This is a genomic window from Sphingomonas sp. (assembly GCF_036731925.1).
In the GTDB taxonomy this organism is placed as follows: Bacteria; Pseudomonadota; Alphaproteobacteria; order Sphingomonadales; family Sphingomonadaceae; genus Sphingomonas.
On sequence record NZ_DAINDJ010000001.1, the window covers coordinates 202,224 to 224,810 of the forward strand.

The following is a 22,587-nucleotide window of genomic DNA, read 5'->3' on the forward strand; positions in this document are numbered from 1 at the left end:
CGAAGGATCGCCTGGATCAGTACGGTATGTACGCTTGCTTCGTCGACGTAACGGATCTCAGTTCTGTTCCTCCGTCACGCCGGACAGAGTGACCGCCTCCCGGAAGGGGACCTGCGCCGCGACCTCGCCTCGCTCGTCGGTTATAAGGATGTACCAGGCGAGGTTTAAGCAGCCTTTTCGCAGCTCGCCGATCATCACGTCTCGAGCCGTATCTATCGCGCGCGCCCTCGCTTCAACGAGTGTCGCGCAGTTGATGCCCTCATGATCCTCCAGAAGGCCTATTCTGTCGTGAAGATGGAAGAAGAATCGGTCCATGAGAAAGGGGGTCCGCTAACTCCGATCGATCAGCTACGCCGCGGCGTGCAGGTACGCTGCATCAAACGCTGCGACACGCCTGAAGCCCGACCAGTCTCTGACTTGCAGCATGCCTGGCGAGCGTCGAATGAGCCCCTCTTCGGTAAGCTCCCTCAGCATGCGATTAACGTGAACAGCTGTAAGGCCCGTGGCATCACCGATCTGTTCCTGCGTGAAGGGAAGGCGCATGCTTTCCACGCTTCCAAGGCCGGCTGCTTCGCTGCGCGTAATGAACTCACAAAGCATATGAGCGATCCTGGTCTTGGCGTCGCGACGTCCGACATTGAGCACCCATTCACGAAAAATCGAGGCGTCTATCAATGCGTCGCGCCAGAAAGCGGTTCCCACCCTTGGCCGATTCGATATGAGTTCTCGCAGCGCTGGCATGGGTATCCACGCAAGCGTGACGTCCGTCATCGCCTGAACGAAATGATCAGCCCGGTCTAGAAATAGATGCTGCAGGTCAAGCATGTCTCCGGACACGTGGAAAGAAACAATCTGCCGGCCGCCCTCAGCAGAGAGTTTGCTCCGGGCCGCATATCCGTCAACGAGTAGGCAGCATTCTGTTGGCTTATCGCCCTCACGCACAATGTACTGCTGAGATCTCCGCCTGTCCGTCCGGTGAGAGAGTGATCGCAAGGCTGCGATGTCTTCATCATCAACAGGGGATAATCGTTGTACTTTGGCGATAAGTGCCTCTAAGGGAAAATTCCTACTATCCATTCTCCACTCTCATCGCCCGTCTCTCTTTGCCTAATGCATGCGGGGTGATATCGTTCCGATAGGATAACGGGATGGAACCTCCGTGCATTTTGCAGAATCATGCAAGGCAGGTGCAGTCTATTCAGAGAGGCCCGTAATCCTTTGTTTCTTCAAGAGGTGCGGAATATGTGCTGACATCAGCAGGTTAAGTCTCGACGAGAGTTCAATCTGCGTTCGGAGAGAATGGCTTCCTTCTTCAAGCGGCATGTTCATGAAGCGCGCGATCCTTCGCATCCGCTTCCGGAAGCTCAGCCAAGCGTTCTGCAAACGCCACCAGCTCGACAGCATAGGCCGCGGTTTGAGGCTGACGACTTTGGGGGCAGCGTCCCATCGTTCGGTTTCCCGCGATATCTGCCCAGCTCGGCTTCGACATGACCTACGTTGAAGCTGTCGCACCTCCCCTTGCGAGATAGGCGCTCGGCAAGGCCTCTTTCCGTATATGACCGTAAAGCACTGATAACCGAGGTTGTCGTAGGGTCACTTGGCTATGCCGCGAATGACAGCCCGATGCCTTCTCGCCTCTGCTCCGCTGGGCCTGACCTACTGCGCCCTCGCGTCGAGCACCATCATGTGGAGCAGGTACGAAGGGGGCGTGGCATTCGTGTGGTTCGCGAGTGCGGCACTTCTTGCTCGCCTGCTCACGCTGCGACCTCGCCACTGGAGTTCGGCGCTGCTGTGGTGCGGAGTGAGCAGCGCCGTGGCGACCTCACTTTTTGGATTAGGTCCGCAAGCGGCTTTGCCCATGCTGTTGCCAAACCTGGCGGAGCCGGTGATCGCAGCCCTTCTGATAGGGCGTGTTGCCGCGCCTAGCACGGCATTCACGACGAACAGGCGTCTAGGTGCGTTCTTAGTGGCTGCGGTCGTTGCGTCATGCGTCAGCGGGCTACTTGGTGCAGCAGTCGCAGCTGCATTTGGCTCGGGCTCTTATCCTGTGAATTTTTTGCATTGGACCACCGGCCATGCGTTAGGCCTAATTACGTTTACGCCAGTCGCACACTACATCGCTCGTGGCGCCTTCGTGAGGTCGCTTCGGCGAGCGAGCACAGTGCGCGTGCTGGAACTCGCCGGACTAACGCTGCTCGTCGGTCTGATGACGGCTGGATCCTTTGTCCAGAATACTACGCCTACCCTCTTCCTGCCCATCCTTCCCATGACGCTGGCTGCATTCCGGGGCGGGCGACTGGCGGCCGCAATATCCGTGCTCATGCTCACGCTCATCGCTGGAGGGCTCACGCTGGAGGGGTTTGGCCCTATAGCAGCAATCGACGCTGCTCCCGGTGAGCGAGTGAACTTTCTCCAGTTCTACCTCGCCGCCACGGTTCTGACGATCCTGCCCGCGGCAACTGAATTGGGCCGGCGCCGGGAGCTTTTCCGCGCGCTGCGTGAAAGTGAGGCGCGATATCGCCTCCTCATGGAAAGCTCCACCGACATCATTCTGAACCTCGGCATGAACGGTGATATTCGCTTCGCGTCGCCATCTATCGCTCAGATCAGTGGCTGCGACGTCGGCAGTGTTCTCGGAAGGAACGCAGTGGAGCTTGTCGAACTTCGAGACCGGCAAGCTGTGAAGCGGACGCATATCCAGGCACTCGCAAACCCTGCGAGAACGTTCATAGTGGAGTATCGCGCCGCTGTGAGGGATGGAAGCGCGCGCTGGTTCGAATCGCACACCCGGGCGGTCATCGAGTGCGAGCAGGTCGTCGGAGTAGTCTGTGCCATTCGAGACGTGACACATCGAAAGGCGGTCGAAGAAAAGCTCGCCCATGCGGCTGCCACCGACCCGCTGACCGGCCTCGTGAACAGGAGGGCCTTCGATGCGGCGCTTCGAGCTGCCACCTCCAGCGAGGAGGAAGGCTCCGGCTGCGTGGCGCTATTCGACCTCGATCACTTCAAGCAGATCAACGATCGATTCGGCCACGCCGCGGGGGATGAAGTGCTGAAGAGCTTCGCCCTGCAAGCGCGCCAATGCGTGCGGGAGGGCGATACCGTCGCCCGAACGGGAGGTGAGGAGTTCGCGATCATCCTGCCGGGTGCGTCCAGGTTGCAGGCGCAGGCGGTCTGCGAACGCCTTCTGGAGGCGATATCCAACGCGGTCCTGGTCATTGATGGCAAGTTCATACGCGTCACGGTGAGCGGAGGAGTTGCTTGCTATCAGCGTAACTCCTCGCCGGCTACCCTGCTAGCGGAGGCAGATCGCGCCCTATATTCGGCCAAAGCGAGTGGCCGAGATCGTCTGGCGTTCGCGGCTTAGCGTGGCGGAAGGCGACTAGCGCATCGACGCGAAGCTTCGCTCCGACTATGCTGAGGATCTGCGCGCCCGTAAATCTTGTCACGCGCGCTTGCGCTCACGAGCAGCATCCGCGAGGAAGCGAGATGCTCAGGTGCTTGATCTCCCCACTCCTCGCAGTTGTGCTTACGTTGGCGAGTATCTCGATCCATCCGGTCTCCGACGAGGAGGCGCTGTATGGCCATGAAGGTGCGCTCGAGCGCTACTATCTACCGCGAGAAGTCGCAGGGTGGCCGGCCCCTTTCCTCGCCGATGATCCCGGAACGTCAGTTCCGCACAAGATCGGGATGGAGGACGTGCTGCGGCCAGGATCGCTCGTGGCGACCTGGTGCTTCTGGTTCGTCGTCGTGATCGGCTTGCGGAAGCTTCTGAAGCTACTGACGTCCGGCCGGCGGGAAGTCCGGCCTGCCTCGGAATGAAATCGTGCCACACTGCTCCTAGCAACGTTAGAACCTAGCTCCAAAGGCGGCTCCGGTAAGCATCGAAGCATCGAGCGCCGCATCGAAGCCGGATCAACGCACCTTCTGCCATGGCCCAAGCCCGACGCGGGTCCGCTTCCACGGCAGGCATAATCGCCTCACGGTTCCAATCCTCGCTGTGCCTGATGTCGAGCACTGCGTGCAGCGTAAAGTATCTGGCTTCCTTCGGCGTAAGCCCCACGCGCTTGAGCCCTTCGGCGACCATCGCAGAGCGACCCGGCGCAGTCAGTTCAATGATTCCAAGGGCCCCGACTGAATGCCAGGCGTAACGCCGATTGGTTGCCATGGCAGTCATAGCATTGGCAAGGCAGAGGCTTTCCCAAACTGTGTTTTCGATGGCGGGAGTGACACATAGCGTCTCGACAAGGCCATCGAGCATAGGACCATGCATGCCTTTTTGCGTGCCGTGGCCCATTTCGTCCCAATAGTTCCTCGCAAGTTCAAGCTTCGGCCGGGTTGGAAGCTTCACCTGCGTAAGAGCCACGAGATCTTCAAAACCGGCTTCCCCTGCCGCCTCCTGCTCGAAGAACCATCGCAGCTCGTCGCGCGTAGCCTCAGCAGCTAGCCACGGAAATAGAGGATCTCCCTGGCCCGGGCCCATCTCCCTCAGGCCTTCGAACCAGGCGATGAATTCACGTGCTTCGGTCGGAACCGTGGCTGCCTCCTCAGCCACTTCGGCCCGAAGCTCTTCGAGGAACTCGCCCTCCAGCCGGCGCATCCGAACCTCGTCCTCGAACCTGGGTCGCCACGCCTTGCAGACGAAACTCGGCTCCAGCCTTTCTCGGTTCCAATGTGCGAGCTCGCGCTGGAAGGCGTCCGCCAAGAAATGTGACGATTGACTCGCGCGAATGCAGTTTGAAGCTGCGGTCATGGCGCTGACTCCCCTTTTCGCCGCAAACTCGCGCGTCATTGGGAAGTTCCTTGGTCGGAACGGTAGCGTCCATGAGCGTGGCACTGGTACAACGGAGGGAAAGTGCGCGATTCAAACAGTCGCCTATCAGCGGCGCTACGTGCCCCAACGAGACGGTTGAATTCGTCCTGCAAATGTCTGTTACTGGTTGTATGAAACATGGAGCACATCCAGCCGATATCCAGCCGACGATCCTGCGGTTGTCCAAACTCATGGCCTTGGGGGAGGGGGATATAGAGACCCTCCGCATCGCGAGCGGAATGGCTTTCGCGCTGCCAGCTGGCCGGGCGCTGAGCAAGCTTGACCAGGAAGCCTCCAACCCAGCGGCCGTTCTGGGCGGCTGGCTTGCTCGTGTTCGTCAGGGCCGGGATGGAAAGAGGCAAATCCTAGACATCTATCTTCCGGGCGACATCATCACTCCAAACCCGAAGATCAAACCTTACGTGGCTGGTGCGATCGTTGCAGTGCATGATGTCCATCTTTGCCAACTTCCGGCCTCGTTGAGCGATACGCTGAGCACGGCCCTGCTGCTTAGCCGGCAGCTGGATGAGGAACGGCTTCTGAGGCAGATCTATCGCGTCGGGCGAATGACCGCATCGGAGCGCATTTACGACTGGATGATCGAAACCGGAGACCGACTGCGCGTTGCAGGCCTGGCGGGCGAAAATGAGTTCATGCTTCCATTGAGGCAGGATCTCGTCGCTGACATTTTGGCGCTGACCGCGGTACACCTCAATCGAACGCTGAAGGACCTACGTCTTTCCGGTAAGCTGACGTGGCGCCTGGGGAAGGTTCGCATTTCGCCTGACCAAACTGTACGATCAAGACACAGCCCATTCGACATTACTCATTCACCTGAAGCCCACCGCTCAGACTATGGCTGAACGGCGGCGTCATGAACGCTCGCGCTGATCCGCTTACGGCTTTTCGTCTGTCGAAAGAAGGCCCTCCGGAGCATCGGATCCGCGCATGATGGCGGAGCAGAACGACTCTTGAAGAAGAAGGTAGTCGTATACCGCTTCCTGCAGGCTCCTGACGGAGAGCCGGTAAGCAGGCCAAAACGTTTGAAGCGCCACCTCCTTCCAAGCATCTAGGTGCCGTTCCACACTCGCTATCAGTTGAGCAGTACGCGCACGATGAAGCGTTGTCTCTTCCGGCCACTGTGACGCAAGGGCGGGCAGGGAGCAGAAGGCGAGTGCGCTCCTAAGAGCGTGGAGCACCTCCGTCTCCGCAACGCCAAGGGCTTGATGACGTTCATCAAGGGAGTTTGGCTCCGACGTTTCGACAACGTTCTCGAGCGCATTCAGCGCCTGCCACGCGAGCGGATACACGGCATCTTTGAACGCTCCGGCGGGCATCAGCGTCGGTCCTTCCAAGCGGGATCGCGCTACGAGAACTCGATTATGACGCCAGTGTTGCGGCGCAGCGGTAATGCGCCTCGAAATCAGGTTGGAGCGGGGGAGGGGGGGCTGGTGTTTGGGCGGCGGCGGCAGCGCAGATGAAGAGGTGTTCGGACTGGGTCTGCGGCGCTGCGCCGGGGCATCGCGCGCGCTTCCGCAAACTGCCAAGACCCGATGAACAGACGCCGTGATATGGCGGGTCAGAGTGCCTCCCTGGCGGACAGTATATCGCTCAGAGGGCCGCCGGCGCGAAACAACCCTCAATGGCTGGCGAGAGCCAGGAAAAACTGGCCCTCGCCCCCTCGCGATCGGCTCACAAATTCAATACAGCGCTTCGCCCGCAGCCGCCTGTCCGGCGCCTGCGGAACCGCGCGTCACTCTGCTTCAGCGGCTTCCGCATCAGCCTTCGTCTTGTGGCTGACGCCTTCTTCCTCCGCAGGGGGAGAGTATACCGTGAACAGCTTCAAGGGTTCTTCACCCTTGTTGATGATGTTGTGCTTGGCACCCTTGGGGATGACGATCATGTGATTGGCGGACACCTTGGTGCGGCTGCCGTCGACGACCGCCTGCCCCTCGCCAGATACGAAGAAGGTGGTCTGGTCGGCGTCATGCGTCTCCTCGCCAATGTCGTCACCGGGTTCGATGCTCATGAGCACGATCTGGCAGTTTTCGTCGTAGTAGACCTCCTTCTGGAAGTTCTTGTTCTTGTTCGCAGCCTCGATGATATCCTTGTTGAAGATCGCCATGACAATTTTCTCCGGGAACAGGTGATGCTCACAAACGAGCGGCGCTCGCGAGGAGGGCGGGAGGGCAACGCTGCCGCCGAGCTAATGATCCGCGATCGTTATTCCAGTCAGCGCATTGCACGTGCTTCTGTGGAGATCGGTCGATCACCGCGAAGGGTCGCTCCACGCTGCACCGTCATCGTGCAGCCGCGTTGCCGCCTATCCGGTTCTGCTCGCCTGCAATTGCACAAGCTGCGTCAGCTGATCGGCCCGATAAGGTTTTGGGAGGTAGATGCCGTGATCAGGGAGATCCTCGGAGCCTAGCCAATGGCGACCAGACGTGACTATCACCTTGATGTGTGGATAGCGAACGGCCACGATATCCGCGAGTTGAAGACCGTCGATCTCTCCTGGCATGTTGATGTCAGTGAAGAGGACCGCTACCCTGTGCGCTGCTAGCTGCTCCAGAGCCTGCATCGCGTCTGCTGCCTCCAGCACTGCGAAACCGCTCTCTTCGAGCGCGTCCGCAGCTATCATCCTGACGAACATCTCGTCCTCGACGACTAGAACCGTCGACGTGCAGTCTTCGCTCATAAGCCTCTCCTGAGGCTCCAGCGGACAGGGAGAAAGTAAGTTCCCTTCATCCCGCCGTTTTCGCGAGTCGTAGAAGATCGGTTACTTGAGTGGCGGAGCCTTTTCTGCTTGAGTGCGTCTTGGGCCATGTGCGGCGCAGTTAGCATGCCCCGCGTTTACGCACTCGTGACACTTGCGTTTCAATTTGCGATGTCGGGAGCGTGTCGTACGCGGCGGTGCTTAGAGCATAATCGCAATCAAACTGAACGAGGTTCGTGGGTTTGGTTTGTGACGACACGGTTTACATCAGGTTGCTATGACAATCTCGGTTCGGGAGATCGCTCATGCACTATCGGTGCTATTCGCTAGATCGACATGCGAGGATCCTTGCCGGCGTCGACCTGGAGGCTGCAGACGATACGGACGCTATCGGGCAAGCCAGCGAGATGCCGGCGGAGCGGTGGGAGCTGTGGTGCGGCGCGCGGAGAGTGGCTCAGGCTTTCGGCGAAGCTGATGTTCCACTCGGTGCGAACGCGGCGTACACATTGCGGCAATCTGAAGGCTCGCAGGAAACCGTTGGTCCCGCATCTGCACCGTTGTTACAGAACTTGTGAAGGCTTACGCGACGGCAGCGCATCCAACTGATTACTAAAGGAGCCAGCTCGGCAATTCAGCTAGCTGCTCGATAAGGGGCTTGCCATAGAGATATCCCTGTTGATACCTGACGCCTAGATCGAGAAGCGCGTTCGCTTCATCGTGCGTTTCCACGCCCTCGGCGATCAGGACTGTTTGAAGCTCATCGCACATTCGTGCGACCGCTCGAACGATGGCCTGGCGTCGCCGATCGGCCGCTATGCCTCGAATGAGCTCCATATCGAGTTTCACTTCGTCCGGTTCGAAGTTCGCGAACATGTCCAACCCGGAGTGGCCTGCGCCAAAGTCGTCAATCGCGACTTTGAAGCCGATGTTCTTGTAGGTTTCGATGATCTCCATCACGTGCTTGGTGGACGTCATCATCTCGGTTTCGGTGAACTCGAATATGATTCGATCGATCGGCAGCAACGCGCTGGCGGCAGCCGCAAGTGTCAGCTGGATGCAGGCCCAGGGCGAGTAGACGGCGTTGGGAAGAAAGTTAATCGAGAGCATAGCATCCGATTCGACCAGCCCAGCGGACATCGCGGAACCGATGGCTTTGACGCGGCACGCTTGGTCGAATGCGTAGCGGTTCTCGTCGGTCACAGAAGACAGGATTGAAGCAGCGCCTGCTCCATCAGTGCCTCGGACCAGAGCCTCGTAGGCGAACACGATGCCAGCATGAACATCGACTATGGGCTGAAACGCCATCGCGAAAGGAACTTCGAAACCAGTTCCGTTACGGCATCCACTGCAAATCCGTTTCATTTCCATGATTTACCATCTTAGGGCGCTTAACCTAAACAACGGTAAATTCCTGAGCTCGCACGAAAACCGAAGTTAATGCCTCCTGGCAGGCGTGATGGCGTGGTCAAGTTGATCAGCCGCCTGAGACGCATCCCGCGAGCTGCAGCCGTCCGAGCGTCGCGACCTGCTTCCGGCGAAGTCACCCCAGGTTGTTCTTAGATCCGCGCTCCTGAAGAACCTCCTCGGCTGCATCCCCTGTCCGGCGAAGTGCCTCAAGTTCCTCGGTCGTCTTGCTTTCGATGCCGGCCACCTCGTTGCGGGCTCCCTTGATCGCGTAGACCAGCTCGTCGATCTTGCGGTGGAGCGCCTGCTCGCTGCGACGCTGCCCATTGAGGACCATCTGGGTGAGCGATATCGAAGCGACGGACAAGATGAGCGTGAGGCTGTTCTCTCCCGCTTCGCCGGCCTCGACGAACCAGCCCGCGCAGAACAAGGCCACGAGGATGCTGGCTATGGGAGCGCCGGCCAGATCGGCAGTTCTGCCCGCCAAGCGGCTTCCCGCCTCGTTCATCTTCTTCCACATCGCTATCAACCCTGCACAGTTGGGGGCGGGAGTTCTGCCGCCCTTCAAAAGGTCGTCGAACGGACTGGCAGCGGCGCGTACGAGAGGCTTCCGGGCCATTCTCGCTGCGTGCGGCAGCCAACCCCTCGCAGACGCTGGACTAGCGGCCGTTTAGCAATCCCGCAACGGAACGCGCTGAATGGCCGCGATCGCGTGTATGCACCTTCCACGCGGCTGCGGCTTTGGATAATGGCGGCACGGCGCCGCTACCCCCTATGCGAGCGCGAGGCGAACACTGATGAGCAACCCCGAAGGTGCATTCGGCGAACTGATGATGATTACCTCGCTCAGCGAAATGGCCACACTGATCGAAGAACGGGACTGGTCGGGTACCGCGCTGGGCGCGCGCGCGCAGTGGCCTGCCGCACTTCGCACGCTGGTAGACCTCATGCTCGGATCGAATCAGCCCATGTTCATCTGCTGGGGCGAAGATCGAACTCTGCTGTACAACGATCAGTATGCCGCGCTCCTGGAGAAGAAACACCCTGCAGCGCTCGGTAAGGACATCCTGTACGTCTGGGATGAAATTGCAGACGAACTGCGGCCGATCGTTGATCGTGCGTACGGCGGCGAGTCGGTCCACATGAGCGACATCTCCTTCCTGATCAACAGGACCGGCGATCTCGAGGAGGCGCATTTCAGCTTTTCCTACACTCCGATCCGCCTGGACGCTGACGTGGCAGGCTTCTTCTGCGCCTGCACGGAGACAACGAGGCAGGTTCTGGCCGAACGGGAGCTAGCTTCGGAGGCGGATCGTCAGCACAAGCTGTTCGCGCAGGCGCCCGGCTTCATCACCATCCTGAACGGCGCCGATCATCGCTTCGAGTTCGTCAATGCGGCCTATGAGAGGCTGTTTGGGCCCCGCGAATTCATAGGGCGTCCGGTGCGCGACGTATTTCCCGAGCTGGAAGGGCAGGATTTCTTCAGGTGGCTCGACCAGGTCTACCGCACTGGTGAGCAGCTAGTCGCTGAAAACCTGCCCATCACTCTGCAGGGCCGGGAGGGCACCTCGCAGCAGTTGTACCTGACCTTCATCTACCAGCCGGTGACGGATCCGCAGGGAAGAACGACGGGCATATTCTGCGAGGGTTTCGACGTCACTGAAGCCTATCGTGCGAAAGAAGCCGCGCAGCGCAGCGAAGAGAGGCTTAGAGAAAGCGAGGAGCGCCTTCGACTCGCCACCGAGCTGACGGAAGTCGGTCTATGGGATGCCGATCTCCAGCGTCAGACCCGGTCATGGTCGCCCCAGATGAGAGCCATGTTCGGCGTCTCTGTGGACGCCCCTGTGGCGATGGACGACTTTCTGGAAGGGCTCCATCCCGAGGATCGACCATTCGTCGAGCAGGCATATATGGATGCCGTCGACCCCGAGAAGCGTGCCTTCTATGATGTCGAATATCGCACCATCGGGCGCGACGACGGCCTGATAAGATGGGTCGCCGCGAAGGGGCGGGGCATCTTCGACGACAGTGGCGTGTGCGTTCGCGTCCTTGGTACCGCGCTCGACATCACTCGTCGCAGGCAGGCTGAAGCGGCGCAGCGCGCGCAAAGCGAAGAGTTCGCTGCCGTGTTCGACGCAGTGCCGGCCGGCATCTGGATCGCGCGTGATCCGAGCTGCCGTGACATCGTGGGCAATCAAGTCGCGCATGCGCTCACCCGCATGCCGGTCGGCTCCAACATGTCCAAGAGTGCTCCTGCGGACGAAGCTCCTACGCACTTCAGGGTGTTGGGTGCCGATGGGGCTGAGCTGACGCCGGAAGAGATGCCCGTTCAGAAAGCTGCACGAGGCGATCTCGTCCGCAATTTCGAAGAGCAGATCGTCTTCGATGACGGCACGGTCACCCATCTGCTTGGCAATGCCACGCCGCTTCATGACGAGCGTGGCAACGTTCGGGGCGCCGTCGCGGCATTCGTGGACATCAGCGATCGTAAGGCTGTCGAGACGTCTCTCCGGGAGAGTGAGGAGCGCTTTCGTCAGCTTGCCGAAACGCTTGACCAGGTGTTTTACGTGACGGAGCTGAAGGAGCGTCGTCTCTCCTATCTGAGTCCTGCGTACGAAAAAGTTTGGGGGCGGCCCGTAGCAGAACTAGTCGGGGACCTGTCCTCATTTTTCAACACGATCCATCCGGACGATCGTGAACAGGTCGCTTCCGTTCTCCCCTCCCAGATGGCCGGCCTGTCGGCCGAACTCGAGTATCGCATCATCAGGGGTGACGGCGCGGTCCGGTGGATCAGGGATCGCTTCTTTCCCATTCGCTCGCCCGATGGCGAGCTCGTGCGCGCGGTGGGTCTTGCCGAAGACATCACGGAGAGCAGGCAGCTCCAGGATCAGCTACTGTCGCTCAACGAGACGCTGGAACAGCGTGTTCTGGAACGCACGAAGGAGCTTCAGCATGCGGAGGAGGCGCTTCGGCAGAGCCAGAAGCTGGAGGCGATGGGCCAGCTGACTGGAGGCGTCGCTCACGACTTCAACAATCTTCTCACGCCCATCATCGGCAGCCTCGACATGCTTCAACGCCGAGGATTTGGCGACGAACGCGCACGCCGACAGATCGACGGCGCTCTTCAATCTGCAGAGAGGGCAAAGACGCTCGTTCAGCGGCTGCTTGCGTTTGCGCGGCGACAGCCCCTGCAAGCCACTGCCGTCGACATGGAGGCGCTCGTCGGCGGCATTTCCGAGCTGATTTCGAGTACTCTCGGCCCACAGATTGAGCTGGTCACCGACATAGAACGCGATCTCCCCTGCGCGCGTGCCGATGCTAACCAGGTCGAGATGGCGATACTGAACCTCGCTGTGAACGCTCGCGACGCGATGCCAAGTGGCGGCAAGCTCACGATCAGCTGCAACAGCGTGGTCGTGAGCGGCGCGCATCCGGCGAAACTTGGGCCCGGCAGATATCTTCGGCTGGCCGTTACCGACACGGGCGCAGGCATGGACGAAGCTACCATAAAGCGCGCCATCGAGCCGTTCTTCAGCACCAAGGGCGTGGGGAAAGGCACAGGCCTTGGCCTGTCCATGGTACATGGTCTCGCCTCCCAGCTGGGCGGCGCACTCACCATCACCAGTCGGCTGCAACACGGAACCAGCGTCGAACTTTGGCTCCCTTCCGCGGCCGGTGGCAGCCAAAGCGACGGTATCGAAGCAGCGAAGCTAAAGCCCCACGGCGTGGGCACCGTTCTACTGGTGGATGACGATCAGCTCGTCAGATCAAGCACCGCCGATATGCTCACCGACATGGGATACGAGGTCGAGGAAGCGATCTCGGCGGAACACGCGGTGCAACTGCTGAAGGGCGGGATCGTCTTCGACCTCCTGATTACGGATCACTTGATGCCGGGCATGACCGGAACGGACCTCGTCAGCGAAGTGCGGGGTCGTCGACCCGATGTGCCCGTTCTCGTTATCAGCGGCTATGCCGAGGATAAGGGCATCGATCCGGATCTTCCGCGCCTCATCAAGCCCTTCCGTCAACATGAACTCGAGGCGATGCTGACCAGCCTTACTGCCGCATAGGCGCATGTAGATCAGCTCAGCCTGAGAAGGACCCGATTGCCGATCGGCAGCATGAGGCCGACGGTGGGTCGTAAATGCTCCTCCGCTAGGCGAGCGCGGGAGTGGGTAGCTTGCGCGGCTGCGGCACAATGCAGGGAACGGGCGATATCAAATTGGCGGCCCGCACCACACGAGTGGCTCGCTCAGCGTCCTCCGCCCCCGGCCCTCAGCCGCCGCCGTTGCCGGAGCCGGTTTGTGCCGGATGTTGAGCCAGATTAAGGAGGGATGCGGCGACTGTGCTATCGCTCGCAGCGAGGGGGACGCAAGTGACGCGCTTGATGTGTTTCGGTATCGCTGCGTTTCTGCAGGCACTCGCCAGCGTCGCGGGGGTAGTGTCAGGGGAAATTCCTGTCTTCCAGAGCCATCGAACGCTGAGCCGCGACCGGCCCGCTGCTGTTTTTGGGTACTGGTTGCTGCCTTGATCGGCTTTACCGTGAGCATCACCTGGGTAGCAGTAAATGCGTTTAGTAGCGCCGTGATGGATCGCGTCGGCGGGTTTGGTTGACGGGCACGAAATATTTGCAGCGTTGTCTTTGAAGCGTCGTTAGGCCTTTTGGTCGTTGCCTCCTTCGACATCAGCGTCGGACGGGACATGTCGCAGAATTGTTGTACCGAGGGGCGAGCAAGTGGTTGAAGAGCGTAACGAGCTGCCGCTTGATCACGGCCAGGCCTATTGGCGGGCACCTGCGGTCATATCGCACATTGCGGCTTCTACTGACGCCTTGGCGGTCGCCAGTGATTTCGCTGCATTAGCTGAATATCTGCCAACCTTGTGCTGGATCGCACGAGGCGATGGCTACATCGTGTGGTACAACCGCCGATGGCACGACTATTGTGGAACCACGGCGGAGCAGATGGAGGGCTGGGGCTGGACCAGCGTCCACGACCCGGACCGTCTCCCCGAGGTCATGCAGCGGTGGGAGGCGGCCATTGCAACTGGTGCACCATTCGAGATGGTTTTTCCGCTCAGAGGCGCTGACGGGCTGTTCCGCCCATTCCTCACGCGCATCGTGCCTGTTCGCAACGAGAAATCGGAAATCGTTCGTTGGCTGGGGGTGAACACCGAAATTGGTGCACAGATCCAGGCTGAGGCAGCTCTGGCTGCCAGCGAAGCAAAGTATGAAGTGCTCACGGATGCCATGCCGCAGATGGTGTGGTCCACGCTACCCGATGGCTACCACGACTATTACAATGCGCAGTGGTATCGGTTCACCGGGATGCCGGCGGGTTCCACCGATGGCGACGCTTGGAACGGCGTATTTCATCCCGAGGACCAGCCTAGGGCATGGGACAGATGGCGCTCCAGTCTTGCAAGCGGAGAGCCGTACGAGATCGAGTATCGGCTGCGGCACCACAGTGGCGAATACCGCTGGGTACTTGGCCGAGCACTGCCGGTTCGTAGCGGCGACGGCAAGATCATCCGCTGGATCGGCACCTGCACGGACATCCACGACGCCAAGCTGACTGCGGAGCGGAATGAGCTGCTGAGTCGAGAGCTCAGCCACCGGATCAAGAATATCTTCGCCGTCATATCGGGGCTGGTGAACCTGACAGGGCGCCGAGCAGGCGAGTTGCGTCCGCTGATGAACGAGCTTCTAGGGCGTATCGCCGCCCTAGGGCGCGCCCACGAATTCGCTCGTCCGCATAGCCCGGAATCGAAGCCGGATCTCGGACAGAGCTCGCTGCTTGGGTTGCTGGCCGAGCTGCTCAAGCCATATGACGCCGATGGTCGCATCCGGATTCACGGTGTGGATACAGTTATCGACGACAAGGGCGCGACGCCCATTGCGCTCGTCGTTCATGAGCTGGCAACCAATGCCGCTAAATACGGCGCACTCTCTACGCCCTCTGGAAGCCTGGACGTGGCGGTCGACCGAACGGTCGACGCAATTTCCATCACCTGGCAAGAAGCTGGTGGCCCTCCTGTAGAAGGGGAGCCGCGCAGGCAGGGGTTCGGCACCCAACTATCCGAACTAAGCGTTCAGCGGCAGCTCGGAGGAGTGATCACGAAGGATTGGCGCGCGGAAGGCCTCTGCGTCGTCATTCTAGTGAAGGCAACGCAGCTCCATCGGGGCGGTTAACCCTGATCCACGCTTCGAAGGTCTTCCACTGTCTGCGCAAGTTGCGCCTCGGTCCAGGGCTTGCTGACCACCCCAAGAAGGCCTTCGAAAGGATCGCCGGCCTGAGCCGGATTTGCCGTGAGGATGAGAACCTTCGTACGATACCGGTTCGCCAGATCGCGCGCGATCTGGGGCCCGGTGAGACCGTCCCGCAGGTTCAGATCCACAAGCGCCAGATCGGGCTGTCCGTTGGCGAGCTCCATTGCCGTGGGTGTATCAGGTGCTATGCCCAAAACCTCGCACCCCAAGTCCTCAATCGCTGCCTCTAGGTGCAGAGCTGCGAAAATCTCGTCTTCGACAATTAAGACTTTCATGACCGTTCCTGAAGTCGATTGCAGCGAGCAACGCGCAGCTCTCCACCAATATCCGTGGCGGTGGCAGATTTCCAAGTGAGCTGGCCCCCTAAATCCCCTGACAGGGTTTCTCGCTTATGTAAGTGAGAGGCATATGACTGACGCTAATCCTAGGCCCTACGTCGCGTCCGAGGTGCTTTCCGGGGTGCAGCGCCGGAGGCGCTGGACCCCGGAAGAGAAGGTGCAGATCGTCGAGGAGACGTACCTGCCCGGCATGAGCGTTTCGCTGGTGGCGCGCCGCCACGGCATCGCCGGCAGCCAACTGTTCAACTGGCGGCGGCTGATGGCACAGGGCGCGCTGACCGCCGCAGGCGCCGGCGAGGAAGTTGTCCCCGCGTCCGAATATCGCGCGCTGCAGGCGCAGGTGAGCGAGCTTCAGCGCCTGCTCGGCAAGAAGACCATGGAAGCGGAGATCCTGCGTGAGGCCGTGTCCCGGGCCGCAGGCCCAAAAAAACAGCTGTTGCGCTCGACCTCGTTGCCGGGGGAAAAACGGTGACCGCGGTCGCCGAGGCGATCGGCATCAGCCGCCAGCACCTGTCCGCCATGCACCATCGGCCGCCGCTCCGCCCCCGCGGGCGGCCACCGCTGCCCGATGCCGAGCTGCTCGCCGACATTCGGGCGATCATCACCGATCTGCCGACCTACGGCTATCGCCGCGTGCATGCCCTGCTGCGCCGCCAGGCTCGGAAAAACGGGCGCGCAGCGCCCAATCCCAAACGCGTCTACCGCGTGATGAAAGTCCACGGTCTCCTGCTCCAGCCGCATAGCCAAAAGGGCGAGGAACGGCGCCACGATGGCCGTGTCGCAGTCGACCGACGCAACACGCGCTGGTGCTCCGATGCGCTCGAGATCGCCTGCGACAACGGGGAGAAGGTCCGCGTCGCCTTTGCGTTGGATTGTTGCGACCGGGAGGCGATGGGGCACGTCGCCACCACCGGCGGCATCACCGCCGAGGATGTTCGCGATCTGATGGTCGCCACCGTCGAGCACCGCTTCGGACCCGTCAACCGCCTCGCCGAGCCGATCGAGTGGCTCACCGACAACGGTAGCCCCTATATCGCAGGTGAAACGAGGCGCTTCGCGCGGGATATCGGCCTGCTGCCGCGAACCACCCCCGTCAGCAGCCCCCAGTCCAACGGGATGGCGGAGGCCTTCGTCCGCACCCTCAAGCGCGATTACGTCCGCGTGAACCCCAGGCCCGATGCACGGACCGTCATCGAACAGATCCCTTCCTGGCTGCACCACTACAACGAGGTCCACCCGCACAAGGCGCTGGGCTACCGCTCCCCGCGCGAGTATATCCAACAAACCCGCGAGGCTCCGTCAGGCATTTAGGGGGCAACAACACCAAGCCTTGGTCGATTGAGCCTGCTGGCGAAACCTGGCTGATGACCGCAACGCGCTACTCCACAGCATTCGTGCTATCAGCATGTTTACTCGTGCAAAGTTCGCCACATTCGCCCCTATGAGGCACTAGGCAGTAGGTACGTATTTCGAATAATCGTCACCTAGTGGCTTGCGAACGCATCTGGAACAGCATCAATGGGCGTTCGTTTGGCAGTCTTGGTAGTGAATAGTGCCTCTAGCCAGTCGTTCCTGGGTGGTCTGCCTCCGCTGATGGATTTCGGCTTTGCGCGTTGCGCCAATGCGGGAGACCGTATGCGGCAGAATGACCCAATGTGACGTGCTCCCCTTTTCTCCTCCACTCATAAGTAGAGTCCGGGGCTGCCTGAGGGTCCCCCGGTTTCTCATCCAGCTTGGGCGTGAGTATCCGGTGTTCATTCGGCGGCCATCTTGGCCGCGACGGCAGCATATTCGACCGGCGTCAGCCAGCCAAGCGATGTGTGAGGGCGGCTCTCGTTATAGTCCCGGCGCCAGGCCTCGATCTTGGCCCGGGCATCGGCCAGCGACAGAAACCAGTGCGCGTTCAGGCACTCGTCGCGCAAGCGACCGTTAAACGATTCCACGAAGGCGTTGTCGGTGGGTTTGCCCGGCCGGCTGAAGTCCAGCGTGACGCCGTTCTCGTACGCCCAGCGGTCGAGTGCCTTCGAAATGAACTCCGGCCCGTTGTCCACCCGAATGGTCCGTGGGGCGCCGCGGATCGAGGAGATCCGCGCCATCGTCGCAACCACCTGCTCGCCCTTGATGCCCTGGTCCACATCGACCGCCAGCGCTTCGCGCGTGAACGCGTCGACCACCGTCAACGCCCGCAAGCGCCGGCCGTCGAACAGGGCGTCGGACACGAAGTCCATCGACCACATCTCGTTGGCAGCCGATGCCGCGGGTTGCCGCACCCGGTTGGCGGCGCTGACGTTCCGCCGGGGCTTCTTGAGCCGAAGGCTCAGTCCATCCTCCCGATAGAGCCGATACACACGCTTGTGGTTCACGACCCATCCTTCCCTGCGGAGCAGGATGTAGATGCGGAAATAGCCGTAACGCGTTCGCGCCGCCGCCAGATCGCGGATGCGCATCACCAGCGGCGTCTGGTCCGGCCGGTGCGAGATGTACCGCACCGACGAACGTTCGATGCCCAATGCCGAACAACTGCGCCGCTCGCTGACACCGTGGGACGCCTGGACGTGCGCGACAATCTCGCGCCGCCGTCCAGGCGTCAGAGCTTTTTTGCCAGCACATCCTGCAGGATATGCTTGTCGAGACTCAGGTCAGCGACCAGCTGTTTCAGCTTCCGGTTCTCCTCCTCGAGCTGCTTCACCCGCCGTAGCTCGCCCACGCCCAGCCCGCCGTACACCTTCTTCCAGCGGTAGAAGGTCTGCTCCGATATCCCCATCCGGCGGATCACCTCGGCAACCGGCGTGCCCGTCTCCGCCTGCTTCAGCGCAAACGCAATCTGCTCTTCCGTGTACCGCGATTTCTTCATGTCCCAGCTCCTTGCCAAAAGGCTTCAAAGGGCCGGAAAACTCTCGCTCAAAACGGGCCAAAAAACAGGGGGGACGTCAAATGGTGCGACTAGGTTTGGTCATGATCGTCATGCTGGCGCTTCTGGTCATCGTGATCATTTTCAGATCATTTCTGCATCACCATGGATGAAGCTTTACCTTTTCCAAGCCGCTTCTCCTTCCGGCAGGCAACATGCACGTGCGAAGCTATACCTCTTCCTCCTAGAAGCACCTTCGCAATCTCCTTCCACGATCGACATTCTGGTTGGCGCCGCGACGGGATCAAGTGCTCTGGGCGACGTAGCGGCGTCGATGTTGAACTTTGAAGTGAGCGACGGCGCTCATCCGTACGATTTTATCGGCGGGAACGGTAGAAGCCGCATATGCACTACCGGTCCCGTCCAGCTCCCGTTGCTGACCCCGAGACGCCGAACTCGCGTTCTCCTTCTGAGCTTAGGTCGGCCCCGGGGAGGGCGCGGCTTGCCAGGGCAAGGCGACACTATTCAGTCTCACAGCGGAAGCAGGTGACACCTCGCTCGACTGCTCAGAGTGCTCTTTCCTTCAGACGAGTGCGCAACGTTCTCCGCTCACGCTCTATCTGCTCGCGCATCATGCCTCGGATCACTCCGGATGCCTCGCGGTATCCACCCCAGTTCTGCTGGATGGTCCAGGAGCTCCATGCTGCAACGTGCTTGCTGGAAGCGGCGCGCTTGGCACTGAACGCCTCGAGCATCTGAGACAACTCTCCACGCAGAGAGGCGTCGGCCTGCCCTAGGAGCTTGGGAACGACCGATTCTCGAACGAACCTTGATCGCTCCGTGCTTGCTCGACTCAGCTTCACTCGGATGGCGGCCAGCTCCGCAAGATTCGGCAAATCGCGGCTGCAGTGCGCTTCGACCTCCGCGATGCCGGCCTCGATTGCGGCATGGTGTTGATCTAGCTCGTGGAGCAATGTCGTGACAGCAGTGGCCATTCTTCGAACCTGCCTAACCTTCAGGCGCGGCATAGCAGAACATGCCTACCTGTTCGTTAAGCGGTTCTGCAGCGCGAAGGCTCGTCTTCACACGCGCGTCGGGCCCGTCGTGGGAGCTGCAGCCGGCACGCTGCCATCTCGTAGCATGCGAGAAGCCTGAGCTTCATACCTGCGCTATCGCCGTGGCTGGTGGCGCGGCAGCTTGGCGGTTCAGTAGACAGCTTCATGCCTCATGAACCACGAGCGGGTCGAAGAATGCATCTGCCTTTGACTGCTTCGATATCAGGCGGCGAGCGCGTACCGCCTGCAGTGCTCAAGATATCCCATCTCGTGATGCCCGGCGAGGGACACGACACTCTCCCAAAGCCAGGATGGCGCATCCAGGTCGCCGCGACGTGCGGCGCCTAGGGTTTCGAGCCACGCCGCTCGCGCCTCCGTGTTGAGCTGCCGTGCATGTGCTCTACCGACGACGAACGCCAGATAGCGCGCCGATTTAACCGCCTCGGATCGATTGAACTGATCGAGTTCGACTTTCAGATCCTGCGGTGCAAGTTCTCTCGCGAAGAGTGAGCGCCCATTCATGCGAACGGCTGCCATCCGCATTCCCAGATGGGGAGACAACGCGCGAGCCGCCGCTACGACGCGATCGGCAGCGTCGAGCGGCATCTGGGCGCCTGGTGCTGCAGGCGCGACCGGTGCGACTGCCTCCTTCAAGTCGACGAGCGCGTAGTCCATTCTTCCCTTTTGGTCGGGCAGAGCTACGATCGCTGCGTATCGCAGCAGCCCCAGCGAGCTGCACCCCTTCATCCAGTAGGCGGCATCCACCAGGTGGACGTCTAGAGCCCGATCGTCGTCTTCGAGCGCGAGCACGGTCGCAAGCACCCCCGGCTCGTGGAGTGCAGCTTCAAGGTCTACGCGCTCTTTCCTGGCGATAGGCCAAAATCGCTTGCCCAAGGGGATCTGAGGCTCGACCGCTTCCAACCTCTCCTTCGCAAGATGCCGCCACCGGCGACCCAGCGCCCGTCGCTTGACGCTCTGTACGACATCCGGCTCGACACCTGGGTCGCCGCTGGTAGGATCATGGGTCGCGGCGGCATAGCCTTCCACCATCTCCTCCATCATCCGCGCGGTTACGACACCGGGTAGGTCTGCTCCTCTTGCGGCGGTTGCGAGCGACAGGCCAAGGCGAATGAGATCGTGCGCAGGGTTGCCGATGACAGCTTGGTCCATGTCTCGGATCTGAACCTCTACCCGGCCGTCTCCGTTGGCGATCGGACCCAGGTTCCCGACATGGCAGTCGCCGCAGATCCAGATGGAAGGTCCATGCGGCACCCTCCCGGAGGCGGGGGAGGCTCCTAGCCAGTCATAGAACTTGGCTGTGTTTCCTCGCACATACGCATGTGCAGACCGCGCCGTCTTCAGGTTGCGGCTGGCGGTCAGAACGGCGTTGCGGTTGGATGGGGAAGGGAATGAGGGGACTTCTTTTTTCGGCATGGCGGTCACAACACGCGAGGTCGGGAAAGGTAACGAAGTGTTGCTGTTGCACCCAAGATGCGAACCGTTGTCAATCTGGCCCGTGGCTCTGCCTTTACCCTCTCCCTCACGCGTCCTCCGAACCTCGGCCCGGCGGCGGTGGCGATCAGCTTGGGGGGCTAATCGAGTACCCCGCAGGCGTGCAGATCCTGATGGAGAAGTTCGACGGAGGTCTACGTAGCGACGGCCGAAGATCTGTGTGCCATTCGATCGATCAGGAGGTGGTGCCCATGACAGGACTCGGGAAGGCCCGGAACTGCAGCGTTGCGTTGCTCGACCTCGACGATCAGGCGCGTCGTGCGACGCACCTCTTCCTGGCGAGCGCTGGGTGCAATGTACACTCGTTCCGCTCACCAGAGGCGGTCCTGCGAAGTCGCCAGAAGAGTAGTGCTGATGTTTTGCTGGCCGCAGTATCGGCGCCGTGGTCCGAGGAGCTGTTCGACCTGCTGCCGGCGCTGAAGCATTCCGGATGGGAGGGAACTGGCATCTTGATGGTCAGGGACGACAATGCTGAGATGCTGCCTTGTTTCCTTGAAGGGGGATACTCGGCGGTGATTTCGCCACTCAAGGGGTGGTACCGACCGCTGTCGATCGAAGTCAGCCTCGAAGATCTACTATGCGTCCGACCGGCCAATCTCATCGACTAGCGACGGTGATGGGCTGAGCCGATACCGCCGCGCTCGAAGCAGGCCGCATCGTGCTTCATCACAAACCGCAGAGTCTCCGTAAAGAGTTCACATCAAAGACCGCGCGCCGGTTTGGTCTAGCGCGCGGTCCTCAAGTTGCTGATCAGCAGGCCAGGTCTGCTTGCTTCCAGATTTTAGGAAGCCTTCTTCCAGATGGGTTCAAGCGCCACATGAGGCGGGCATTCCGCGACGGCACCGGTCGGGAGGCCGGCGAGCTCGTTGGCGAAGCCGTGGTTCACGTCACGGTGGTGCGCTTCGTCTGCACGAACCACCAGCACGACATCACGAAGCGTCGCGTCGTCAGGCAGGTTCCAGTACCGCTTTGCGATCTCCGGCGCCGCCACGTTTTCACTCCTGCCCTCGTCGATTTCGGCGAGGTAGTGGGTGTAGCTGATCACCGCCTCCTCCTCGAAGTACCCGACCACCCGGTGCGCCGTCTTCGAGCTGACGAGATAGAGAGCGAAGAAGAAGAGATAGAAGACCCACTGAACGCCGATGATCACGGCTCGCTCAAACCAGGTGGGCTTGGAGATCTCGATGAACGTCATCAGGTGCATGCGCTCATTCTCGGCCTCGTCCATCAGCGTCCGGATCCAGCCCTTGTCGTCGCAGATGCGTCGCAGGCAGGCGAGATGGGTGATAGTCGCGCCGACCATACCGGGCACGGCCGCCACGGTCTCGAGCACCACTGCGCGATGTCCGTAACGCTCGGCGAAGAAGGTGTCCGCCGTCCAACGCAGCAGCTTGGTGAACCCGAACGCGATACGGTCGGAGAACCCCTTCGGCTGGTGATGAACGCTCAGGTCGATGAAAGGCGATTTCATGATGCTTCTCCGCTATGCAGGATCTCTGTGTGTTGCCTCCTTCTATGCCGGGTAGAGATGGTGGAAAATTTGGATGTTGTCCCTACTGCGTATACCCTAAGGAACCTTCCGGAGGCAGCACCACTGCCTTGCAGCTGAAGGTACCCTGTGATCAGC

At 60.7% G+C, this 22,587-nt stretch carries 20 protein-coding genes; 7 read left to right on the plus strand and 13 right to left on the minus strand.

Annotated elements, in window-relative coordinates:
- Window positions 1-57: 57 nt before the first annotated feature.
- A complete protein-coding gene (locus V7E00_RS00910) occupies window positions 58-315 on the minus strand; it encodes a DUF6894 family protein (protein ID WP_066727359.1) in 258 nt (85 codons plus the stop codon).
- A gap of 33 nt (window positions 316-348) precedes the next feature.
- Window positions 349-1,077 carry a Crp/Fnr family transcriptional regulator gene (locus V7E00_RS00915; RefSeq protein ID WP_066727357.1) on the minus strand — a complete coding sequence of 243 codons (729 nt, stop codon included), beginning with the start codon at window positions 1,075-1,077 and terminating at the stop codon, window positions 349-351.
- A gap of 535 nt (window positions 1,078-1,612) precedes the next feature.
- On the opposite strand from V7E00_RS00915, the gene V7E00_RS00920 reads away from it, so the two are divergent.
- Both V7E00_RS00920 and V7E00_RS00925 read left to right on the plus strand, forming a co-directional pair.
- On the plus strand, window positions 1,613-3,367 hold the full coding sequence (locus V7E00_RS00920) for a sensor domain-containing diguanylate cyclase (protein WP_333572356.1): 1,755 nt from the start codon (window positions 1,613-1,615) through the stop codon (window positions 3,365-3,367).
- Between the two features lie 167 nt (window positions 3,368-3,534).
- Window positions 3,535-3,822: a hypothetical protein gene (locus V7E00_RS00925; protein ID WP_157084716.1), complete on the plus strand. Its 288-nt coding sequence runs from the start codon at window positions 3,535-3,537 to the stop codon at window positions 3,820-3,822.
- 34 nt (window positions 3,823-3,856) lie between these two features.
- Here V7E00_RS00925 and V7E00_RS00930 read toward each other — a convergent pair whose 3' ends face one another.
- Entirely contained in the window at window positions 3,857-4,753 is an 897-nt protein-coding gene (locus V7E00_RS00930; protein ID WP_066724233.1) for an iron-containing redox enzyme family protein, read from the minus strand.
- A 71-nt stretch (window positions 4,754-4,824) separates the two neighbouring features.
- Between V7E00_RS00930 and V7E00_RS00935 the strand changes: the two genes are divergently transcribed.
- Window positions 4,825-5,676: a Crp/Fnr family transcriptional regulator gene (locus tag V7E00_RS00935; RefSeq protein ID WP_157084717.1), complete on the plus strand. Its 852-nt coding sequence runs from the start codon at window positions 4,825-4,827 to the stop codon at window positions 5,674-5,676.
- 33 nt (window positions 5,677-5,709) lie between these two features.
- On the opposite strand, the gene V7E00_RS00940 is transcribed toward V7E00_RS00935, so the two are convergent.
- The 5 genes from V7E00_RS00940 to V7E00_RS00960 all read right to left on the minus strand — a co-directional run bounded on the left by V7E00_RS00940 (window position 5,710) and on the right by V7E00_RS00960 (window position 9,453).
- Complete coding sequence (locus tag V7E00_RS00940) at window positions 5,710-6,150, minus strand: hypothetical protein (protein WP_066723966.1); 441 nt, start codon at window positions 6,148-6,150, stop codon at window positions 5,710-5,712.
- 416 nt (window positions 6,151-6,566) lie between these two features.
- Window positions 6,567-6,938: a cupin domain-containing protein gene (locus V7E00_RS00945; protein ID WP_066723969.1), complete on the minus strand. Its 372-nt coding sequence runs from the start codon at window positions 6,936-6,938 to the stop codon at window positions 6,567-6,569.
- Window positions 6,939-7,136: 198 nt separating this feature from the next.
- Window positions 7,137-7,511, minus strand: coding sequence for a response regulator (locus V7E00_RS00950; protein ID WP_066723972.1), 375 nt, complete (start codon window positions 7,509-7,511; stop codon window positions 7,137-7,139).
- A gap of 627 nt (window positions 7,512-8,138) precedes the next feature.
- Entirely contained in the window at window positions 8,139-8,891 is a 753-nt protein-coding gene (locus V7E00_RS00955) for an EAL domain-containing protein (protein WP_066724236.1), read from the minus strand.
- A 178-nt stretch (window positions 8,892-9,069) separates the two neighbouring features.
- Window positions 9,070-9,453, minus strand: coding sequence for a low affinity iron permease family protein (locus tag V7E00_RS00960; protein WP_333570878.1), 384 nt, complete (start codon window positions 9,451-9,453; stop codon window positions 9,070-9,072).
- A 277-nt stretch (window positions 9,454-9,730) separates the two neighbouring features.
- On the opposite strand from V7E00_RS00960, the gene V7E00_RS00965 reads away from it, so the two are divergent.
- Together V7E00_RS00965 and V7E00_RS00970 are read left to right on the plus strand one after the other, a co-directional pair.
- On the plus strand, window positions 9,731-13,006 hold the full coding sequence (locus V7E00_RS00965) for a hybrid sensor histidine kinase/response regulator (protein WP_084253489.1): 3,276 nt from the start codon (window positions 9,731-9,733) through the stop codon (window positions 13,004-13,006).
- A gap of 665 nt (window positions 13,007-13,671) precedes the next feature.
- Window positions 13,672-15,126 carry a sensor histidine kinase gene (locus V7E00_RS00970; RefSeq protein ID WP_169804524.1) on the plus strand — a complete coding sequence of 485 codons (1,455 nt, stop codon included), beginning with the start codon at window positions 13,672-13,674 and terminating at the stop codon, window positions 15,124-15,126.
- Here V7E00_RS00970 and V7E00_RS00975 read toward each other — a convergent pair.
- The gene (locus tag V7E00_RS00975) at window positions 15,123-15,479 is read right to left on the minus strand and encodes a response regulator (RefSeq protein ID WP_084253490.1); all 357 of its coding nucleotides are present in this window, start codon (window positions 15,477-15,479) and stop codon (window positions 15,123-15,125) included. The genes V7E00_RS00970 and V7E00_RS00975 overlap by 4 nt on opposite strands.
- 133 nt (window positions 15,480-15,612) lie before the next feature.
- Here V7E00_RS00975 and V7E00_RS00980 point away from each other — a divergent pair.
- A protein-coding gene (locus tag V7E00_RS00980) for an IS3 family transposase (protein ID WP_333570879.1) occupies window positions 15,613-16,853 on the plus strand; the annotation gives its coding sequence in 2 pieces (ribosomal slippage) (window positions 15,613-15,961 and window positions 15,961-16,853; 1,242 coding nt in all).
- Window positions 16,854-17,296: 443 nt separating this feature from the next.
- Here V7E00_RS00980 and V7E00_RS00985 read toward each other — a convergent pair.
- The 3 genes from V7E00_RS00985 to V7E00_RS00995 all read right to left on the minus strand — a co-directional run bounded on the left by V7E00_RS00985 (window position 17,297) and on the right by V7E00_RS00995 (window position 20,882).
- A protein-coding gene (locus V7E00_RS00985) for an IS3 family transposase (protein ID WP_157084719.1) occupies window positions 17,297-18,396 on the minus strand; the annotation gives its coding sequence in 2 pieces (ribosomal slippage) (window positions 17,297-18,144 and window positions 18,144-18,396; 1,101 coding nt in all).
- A gap of 563 nt (window positions 18,397-18,959) precedes the next feature.
- Entirely contained in the window at window positions 18,960-19,388 is a 429-nt protein-coding gene (locus V7E00_RS00990) for a hypothetical protein (protein WP_066723993.1), read from the minus strand.
- A gap of 282 nt (window positions 19,389-19,670) precedes the next feature.
- Window positions 19,671-20,882, minus strand: coding sequence for a DUF2252 family protein (locus tag V7E00_RS00995; protein WP_066723995.1), 1,212 nt, complete (start codon window positions 20,880-20,882; stop codon window positions 19,671-19,673).
- A gap of 179 nt (window positions 20,883-21,061) precedes the next feature.
- Here V7E00_RS00995 and V7E00_RS01000 point away from each other — a divergent pair, with 179 nt between their 5' ends.
- Complete coding sequence (locus V7E00_RS01000; RefSeq protein WP_066723998.1) at window positions 21,062-21,568, plus strand: hypothetical protein; 507 nt, start codon at window positions 21,062-21,064, stop codon at window positions 21,566-21,568.
- A gap of 173 nt (window positions 21,569-21,741) precedes the next feature.
- On the opposite strand, the gene V7E00_RS01005 is transcribed toward V7E00_RS01000, so the two are convergent.
- Window positions 21,742-22,431 carry an alternative oxidase gene (locus V7E00_RS01005; RefSeq protein WP_066724001.1) on the minus strand — a complete coding sequence of 230 codons (690 nt, stop codon included), beginning with the start codon at window positions 22,429-22,431 and terminating at the stop codon, window positions 21,742-21,744.
- Window positions 22,432-22,587 lie beyond the last annotated feature (156 nt).

What these genes read in the sequence shown, in the direction of transcription:
- V7E00_RS00960 (WP_333570878.1), bottom strand. Translation starts at nt 9,453, where the DNA reads ATGTGGAAGAAGATGAACGAGGCGGGAAGCCGCTTGGCGGGCAGAACT.
- V7E00_RS00920 (WP_333572356.1), top strand. Translation starts at nt 1,613, where the DNA reads ATGACAGCCCGATGCCTTCTCGCCTCTGCTCCGCTGGGCCTGACCTAC.
- V7E00_RS00950 (WP_066723972.1), bottom strand. Translation starts at nt 7,511, where the DNA reads ATGAGCGAAGACTGCACGTCGACGGTTCTAGTCGTCGAGGACGAGATG.
- V7E00_RS00990 (WP_066723993.1), bottom strand. Translation starts at nt 19,388, where the DNA reads ATGGCCACTGCTGTCACGACATTGCTCCACGAGCTAGATCAACACCAT.
- V7E00_RS01005 (WP_066724001.1), bottom strand. Translation starts at nt 22,431, where the DNA reads ATGAAATCGCCTTTCATCGACCTGAGCGTTCATCACCAGCCGAAGGGG.
- V7E00_RS00955 (WP_066724236.1), bottom strand. Translation starts at nt 8,891, where the DNA reads ATGAAACGGATTTGCAGTGGATGCCGTAACGGAACTGGTTTCGAAGTT.
- V7E00_RS00940 (WP_066723966.1), bottom strand. Translation starts at nt 6,150, where the DNA reads ATGCCCGCCGGAGCGTTCAAAGATGCCGTGTATCCGCTCGCGTGGCAG.
- V7E00_RS00995 (WP_066723995.1), bottom strand. Translation starts at nt 20,882, where the DNA reads ATGCCGAAAAAAGAAGTCCCCTCATTCCCTTCCCCATCCAACCGCAAC.
- V7E00_RS00910 (WP_066727359.1), bottom strand. Translation starts at nt 315, where the DNA reads ATGGACCGATTCTTCTTCCATCTTCACGACAGAATAGGCCTTCTGGAG.
- V7E00_RS00965 (WP_084253489.1), top strand. Translation starts at nt 9,731, where the DNA reads ATGAGCAACCCCGAAGGTGCATTCGGCGAACTGATGATGATTACCTCG.
- V7E00_RS00945 (WP_066723969.1), bottom strand. Translation starts at nt 6,938, where the DNA reads ATGGCGATCTTCAACAAGGATATCATCGAGGCTGCGAACAAGAACAAG.
- V7E00_RS00930 (WP_066724233.1), bottom strand. Translation starts at nt 4,753, where the DNA reads ATGACCGCAGCTTCAAACTGCATTCGCGCGAGTCAATCGTCACATTTC.
- V7E00_RS00935 (WP_157084717.1), top strand. Translation starts at nt 4,825, where the DNA reads ATGAGCGTGGCACTGGTACAACGGAGGGAAAGTGCGCGATTCAAACAG.
- V7E00_RS00915 (WP_066727357.1), bottom strand. Translation starts at nt 1,077, where the DNA reads ATGGATAGTAGGAATTTTCCCTTAGAGGCACTTATCGCCAAAGTACAA.
- V7E00_RS00975 (WP_084253490.1), bottom strand. Translation starts at nt 15,479, where the DNA reads ATGAAAGTCTTAATTGTCGAAGACGAGATTTTCGCAGCTCTGCACCTA.